This window comes from Paraburkholderia sp. XV (genome assembly GCF_020177535.1).
Taxonomy (GTDB): domain Bacteria; phylum Pseudomonadota; class Gammaproteobacteria; order Burkholderiales; family Burkholderiaceae; genus Paraburkholderia; species Paraburkholderia caribensis.
The window spans coordinates 42,096-48,095 of record NZ_JAGUUD010000067.1 but is presented as its reverse complement, the minus strand read 5'-3'; the positions used below and the strand labels follow the sequence as shown (position 1 = coordinate 48,095).

Sequence of the window (6,000 nt, the reverse complement as noted above, 5' to 3'; positions counted from 1 at the left end):
TGGAGCGGGAGACGAGTCTCGAACTCGCGACCTCAACCTTGGCAAGGTTGCGCTCTACCAACTGAGCTACTCCCGCATGAACCTGCGCTTTACTGCTTCACAACGCCCTGCTGACTGCTTGCCGCAAAACGCTGCTTCAAAATCTGGAGCGGGAGACGAGTCTCGAACTCGCGACCTCAACCTTGGCAAGGTTGCGCTCTACCAACTGAGCTACTCCCGCGTTTTGCTTCTACTGCTTCCTAGTGTTTCGCGCTGTTTAGTAGCGCGTGCACCGGAGAAACGAGATTATGTAGAAGCCGCCGAACCGTGTCAACTCTTTTTGTACGAGAGATTGAAAATTCTACTGACGCATCGTGCGGACACTGCGCATCAACCTCTGCGTCACGCCATCCCACCGCGCTCGCGGATCTGCGGCCACGCAAGCTTCATGTAGTACAGCATCGACCAGATCGTGAGGAATGCGGCGAGATAGATGAGCCACAAACCCCACACGCGCGTGTCGATCGACAACACGCCGAGCGATAGCGGACCATAGAACAGCAGCATCGGAATCGCTGTCATCTGGCAGGCCGTCTTGAACTTGCCGAGCGAATTCACCGCGACGCTCTTCGATGCGCCGATCTGCGCCATCCATTCACGCAGCGCCGAAATCGCGATCTCGCGGCCGACGATCACAAGCGCGATCGCCGAATCCAGGCGCGACAACTGGACCAGCACGAGCAAGGCGGCTGTCACCATCAGCTTGTCGGCGACGGGATCGAGGAACGCGCCGAACGCCGACGTCTGGTTCCACTTACGCGCGAGAAAGCCGTCGAACCAGTCGGTCAGCGCGGCGAGGATGAATATCGTCGCTGCGGCCAGATTGCGGTGCGCGGGACTTAGCATCATGTCCGGCAAATAGAACACGCCCACGACGAGCGGAATCAACACTATCCGCAGCCACGTCAGGAAGATCGGGAAATTAAACGGCATGGGCAGGCGCTACGTTCTGAGATAAGAGATGCAATTGTGCCGCTTCACCGGGCGAGCCACAAGCAAGGCTCGGGCGCACGGCGCGGCGGCGTACGCAGACACGGACGCGTTCAATGCAACTGTCGATAAATCTGCTCGGCGAGCGCGCGCGAAATGCCCTCGACGCTCGCGAGATCGTCGATACTCGCCGCCACCACGCCGCGCAAGCCGCCAAAGCGCGCCAGCAGCCGCTGACGCCGCTTCGCGCCGACGCCTTCCAGTTCTTCGAGCCGCGACGTCTGGCGCGTCTTGCCGCGCTTCGCGCGCATGCCCGTGATCGCGAAACGGTGCGCTTCGTCGCGGATCTGCGCAACCAGCATCAGCGCCGCGCTTTCCTTGCCGAGTTCGAGCGACGAGCGACCGTCCGCGAACACGAGCGTCTCGAGACCAACCTTGCGCCCTTCGCCCTTCGCGACACCGACCAGCATGCCGAGGTCCAGCCCGAGTTCGTTGAATACCTGGCGCGCGATCTCGACCTGCCCTTTGCCGCCGTCGATCAGTACGATGTTCGGCAGCTGCCCGCCCGCGGCAACGGGTTCCGCGCCTTCCGGCGCGATGGCCGGATCGGCGGCGGCTTCGGGTTGCAGCTCGGCTGCTTCGTCGTTCGCGTTTGCCGCGGCCTGCGCGACCATCTTCTCGTAGCGGCGCGTGAGCACCTGACGCATCGCCGCGTAGTCGTCGCCGGGCGTGATGCCCGTGATGTTGTAACGCCGGTACTCGGACGACTGCATCTTGTGATGGTGATAGACGACGCACGACGCCTGCGTCGCTTCGCCCATCGTATGGCTGATGTCGAAGCATTCGATGCGCAGATGCGCCAGGTCTTCGCATTCGAGCGACAACGTGTCGGCGAGCGCGCGCGTACGCGATTGCTGCGAGCCTTGCTCCGACAATAGCCGCGCGAGCGCGATCTTCGCGTTCTGCTCGGCCATCGCGAGCCAGGCGCGCTTCTGGCCTTGCGGCTGGCGCAACAGCGTGACCTTGTGCCCGGCCTGCTCGATCAGCAGATCGACGAGTTCGCGGCTCGCGGGGGCGTGGCTGACCACGAGCACGGGCGGCACGCGATTGCCCAGATAGTGCTGGGCAATAAACGCTTCGAGCACTTCCGATTCGATGCCGGGCATGCGGCGCGGCTTCTTGCCGACGGCGGTGTCGGTATCTGCATCTGCGCCGCTAGCGACTTCTAGCTCTTCGCTGCCTTCCTCCGGCGAGTTTTCGTCCGGGTCTTCGTCCGAGTCTTCACCGATACTCACGACTTCATCAGACTCCTCGCCCAGCTCCGCCTCGACGCCGATCACTGTCGCGGGCTCGGCCCGGACGATTTCATCGCCATCGTCGAGACCGCCCTCTTCGGCTGTCAACGCGCTTTCGACGTGCGTCGGAAAGTACGCCTTGTCGCCGAGATGCCGGCCGCCGCGCACCATCGCGAGGTTCACGCACACGCGCCCGCCAAGCGCGACGACGGCCAGAATATCGACGTCACTCTCGCCGCCCACTTCGATGGCCTGCTGATGCAGCACTGTCGACAGCGAACTCATCTGATTGCGCACGGCCGCTGCCTGCTCGAACTTCAGTTCGCTGGCAAACGCGTGCATCTTCTGCTCGAGTTCCTTCATCACCTCCGACTGCCGTCCGAGCAGGAAGCGCGACGCGTTCGACACATCGCGTGCATAGTCCTCTTCGCTGATCGCGGCGACGCACGGCGCCGTGCATCGTCCGATCTGATGCAGCAAACACGGCCGCGTGCGATTGTTGAACACCGAGTCCTCGCACGTGCGCAACTGGAACACGCGCTGCAGGATCTGAATGCTCTCCCGCACAGCCCACGCGCTCGGGAACGGTCCGAAATACTGATTCTTCTTGTCGACCGAACCGCGGTAGTACGCCATGCGCGGGAACTGATGACCCGTCAGCTTCAGATACGGATATGACTTGTCGTCGCGAAACAGGATGTTGTAGCGCGGCGCCAAAGCCTTGATCAGATTGTTCTCGAGCAACAGCGCTTCGGCTTCGGACCGCGTGACCGTCGTTTCGATCTTTGCGATCCGCGTGACCATCATCGCGATACGCGGTGACAGCAGCGTCTTGGTGAAGTAGCTCGACACGCGCTTCTTCAGGTCGCGCGCCTTGCCCACGTACAGCACCGCGCCCTGCGCATCGTAGTAGCGATAGACGCCCGGCATGTGCGGCAACTGGCGCAGCACCTTCTTCGGGTCGAAGTCTTCGGCGACGGCTTCGGCCGCGCCGGGTTTCACGGCGGCACCGGCTGCGGGAGAGGAATCGGATCGGGTCATGCAGAATCGGGTTGGACGCCGCATACGGACGGCGTGTCATGTGGGTGATGTGCTTTAGAATCGCCAGTTTAGAACATTCCGTCCACGCCCGAACCCAGGCGGCGCCATCATGTCTTCCGCTCCCACTCAAGCGTTGCAGCCGTCGACGATCGCGTGCGACATTTTCTGCGCAGTGATCGACAACTTCGGCGACATCGGCGTCTGCTGGCGGCTCGCGCGGCAACTCGCGAGCGAACATGGCTGGCAGGTGCGTCTGTTCGTCGACGATCTGCACGCGTTTCACAAGCTCAACGCATCCGTCGATGTGCAAAGCGCGCGGCAGACGGTGGACGGCATCGTCGTCGAGCACTGGCACGAGCCGGCGCACGCGGGCGATACGCTGCAGGTCGCCAACGTCGTGATCGAGGCGTTCGCGTGCGAACTGCCGCACGTGTACGTGGAAGCGATGGCGCGGCGCGAGCCCGTGCCCGTCTGGTTCAATCTCGAGTATCTGAGCGGCGAGGACTGGGTCGCGGATTTTCATTTGCGGCCGTCGCCGCATCCCCGTCACGCGTTGAACAAGACATTTTTCTTCCCGGGGCTCGGCGAGGGCACGGGCGGCGTGCTGAAGGAACGCGATCTCGACGCGCGCCGCGCGGCGTTCGAATCGTCAGCCGACGCGCGCGCCGCCTGGTGGCAAACGAAGACAGGCAGCGCGCCGCCGTCCAGCGAGGCCACCGTCGTCTCGCTGTTCGCGTATGAGAACCCTGCCGTCGACAGCCTGCTCGAGCAGTGGCGCGACGCCGAACGCGAAATCGTGCTGCTCGTGCCCGAAGGCCGTATTTCGGGGGCAGTCGCGCGGTTCTTCAGCCTGCCGGCGTTCGCGGCGGGCACGCATCGAGCGCGCGGCAGCCTGCGTGCGCACGCGCTCGCATTCACCGACCAGCCCGGCTATGACGAACTGCTGTGGGCGAGCGATATCAATTTCGTGCGCGGCGAGGATTCATTCGTACGCGCGCAATGGGCCGCGCGGCCGTTCGTCTGGCACATCTACCCGCAGGCCGATGACGCCCATCTGCCGAAGCTCGACGCCGCCCTCGCGCACTACGCGCACGGCCTTCCCGCCACCGCCCGCGCCGCGCTCGGCCGTTTCTGGCATGCCTGGAACGGCAACGGCACGCCCGACTGGGCCGATCTGCAACGCCACCGTCGGCTGCTCGACGCGCGCGCAGCCGACTGGGCCCGCGAACTCGCGTCGATCGGCGATCTCGCCGGAAATCTCGCCGGATTCGCAAAAAGTCAGTTAAAATAAGCGGTTATCCAACGGCCGACGACGCAAGCGCGGCACGGCGGCCAGACGGCGGCGGACCGAGAGTCTGTCTTCACGGCTGTGTCGGTCAGTGTCACACGCGTACGCGCCCGCTTCGGGTAAAAGAAGCAGACGGACGAAGCACGGAACAAGGCGTCAGGGAATATCGGCGCCGTTCCGGCAAGCACCGGCCCCGCTCACCGCGCACTCCTGCTCGATCCGCCTTCAGGCCGCTCAAAAGGGTGGTCAACCGGGGGTTGTCAAGCGCGCGTCGGCGCCGAACCCGCTTACGCCGTATGCCGTTGAGCAAAAAGTTGAAGCACCTTATTTCGTACAGGACAGTTTTATGAAGATCGCTCAAGAACTCCGCACCGGCAACGTGGTGATGATCGGCACCGACGCGATGGTCGTGCAGAAGGCCGAATACAACAAGTCGGGCCGCAATGCCGCCGTCGTCAAGATGAAGTTCAAGAACCTGCTGACGGGCGCGGGCATGGAAACCGTGTACAAGGCGGACGACAAATTCGACGTCGTCGTGCTGGACCGCAAGGAAGTCACGTACTCGTACTTCGCCGACCCGATGTACGTGTTCATGGACGCCGACTACAACCAGTACGAAGTCGAAGCCGAAATGATGGGCGACGCGCTGAACTACCTCGAAGACGGCATGGCTTGCGAAGTCGTGTTCTACAACGAGAAGGCAATCTCGGTCGAACTGCCCACCACGCTGGTCCGTGAAATCATCTACACGGAACCGGCTGTCAAGGGCGACACGTCGTCGGGCAAGGTGCTCAAGACGGCCAAGCTGAACACCGGCTTCGAACTGCAAGTGCCGCTCTTCTGCAACATCGGCGACAAGATCGAAATCGACACGCGTACCAACGAATACCGCAGCCGCGCATAAATTTGAATAGCGCCGCATTGCATTCGTCTTAAGCCCTGAGTCGACTCAGGGTTTTTGAATTTTGAAAGCGCCCTCCGGGGCGCTTTTTCTTTTTTTCGCGACCGTGTATGGTAGTGGAAAACTTTACCGGCCAGTCATGCAATTTTGCCAGGCCGGCTCGCATGGCCACTGTTTCTAGCCCACGCTGGCTCGCTTTTGCAGGCTTAGCCGGTTTGGCACGCATTCTGCTTATCGAATAGTTCAGGCCTTTTAAGGCTTTCGCGCATCGGAAAATACGGGAGGTGTGTCATGAACAACGATATCGCTGAAGGCAAGTGGAAACAGATGATCGGCAAGGCGAAAACCGCGTGGGGCGAACTTACGGACGACGAACTGACCAAGGCAGAAGGCCGCGCCGACAAGCTGGCGGGTCTGATCCAGGAGCGCTATGGCAAGACCCGCGACGAAGCCGAGCTCGAAGTGCGACGTTTTTTCGACAGCAACCGGCCCTTCTGATCGGGGTC

The 6,000-nt window shown here is 62.3% G+C and carries 5 protein-coding genes and 2 tRNA genes; 3 read left to right on the top strand and 4 right to left on the bottom strand.

The window, feature by feature from the left end:
- The 4 genes from KFO72_RS26695 to uvrC form a co-directional block, all read right to left on the bottom strand.
- A tRNA-Gly gene (locus KFO72_RS26695) sits at nt 1-76 on the bottom strand.
- Between the two features lie 68 nt (nt 77-144).
- Nucleotides 145-220: transfer RNA gene (locus KFO72_RS26690), tRNA-Gly, on the bottom strand.
- 161 nt (nt 221-381) lie between these two features.
- Entirely contained in the window at nt 382-972 is a 591-nt protein-coding gene (gene pgsA / locus KFO72_RS26685) for a CDP-diacylglycerol--glycerol-3-phosphate 3-phosphatidyltransferase (protein ID WP_035990191.1), read from the bottom strand.
- A gap of 110 nt (nt 973-1,082) precedes the next feature.
- A complete protein-coding gene (uvrC, locus tag KFO72_RS26680; RefSeq protein ID WP_225033408.1) occupies nt 1,083-3,305 on the bottom strand; it encodes an excinuclease ABC subunit UvrC in 2,223 nt (740 codons plus the stop codon).
- A 109-nt stretch (nt 3,306-3,414) separates the two neighbouring features.
- On the opposite strand from uvrC, the gene earP reads away from it, so the two are divergent.
- The 3 genes from earP (at nt 3,415) to KFO72_RS26665 (ending at nt 5,992) form a co-directional block, all read left to right on the top strand.
- Nucleotides 3,415-4,596, top strand: a complete 1,182-nt coding sequence (gene earP, locus KFO72_RS26675; RefSeq protein ID WP_225033407.1) for an elongation factor P maturation arginine rhamnosyltransferase EarP — start codon at nt 3,415-3,417, stop codon at nt 4,594-4,596.
- 343 nt (nt 4,597-4,939) lie between these two features.
- Nucleotides 4,940-5,497 carry an elongation factor P gene (gene efp, locus KFO72_RS26670; protein WP_035990188.1) on the top strand — a complete coding sequence of 186 codons (558 nt, stop codon included), beginning with the start codon at nt 4,940-4,942 and terminating at the stop codon, nt 5,495-5,497.
- Between the two features lie 288 nt (nt 5,498-5,785).
- Nucleotides 5,786-5,992 (top strand): CsbD family protein, encoded by a 207-nt coding sequence (locus tag KFO72_RS26665; protein ID WP_007741080.1) that lies wholly within the window; start codon nt 5,786-5,788, stop codon nt 5,990-5,992.
- The last annotated feature ends 8 nt before the right edge of the window (nt 5,993-6,000 follow it).

Coding starts and splice junctions, on each gene's coding strand:
- pgsA (WP_035990191.1), bottom strand. CDS start 972: ATGCCGTTTAATTTCCCGATCTTCCTGACGTGGCTGCGGATAGTGTTG.
- uvrC (WP_225033408.1), bottom strand. CDS start 3,305: ATGACCCGATCCGATTCCTCTCCCGCAGCCGGTGCCGCCGTGAAACCC.
- earP (WP_225033407.1), top strand. CDS start 3,415: ATGTCTTCCGCTCCCACTCAAGCGTTGCAGCCGTCGACGATCGCGTGC.
- efp (WP_035990188.1), top strand. CDS start 4,940: ATGAAGATCGCTCAAGAACTCCGCACCGGCAACGTGGTGATGATCGGC.
- KFO72_RS26665 (WP_007741080.1), top strand. CDS start 5,786: ATGAACAACGATATCGCTGAAGGCAAGTGGAAACAGATGATCGGCAAG.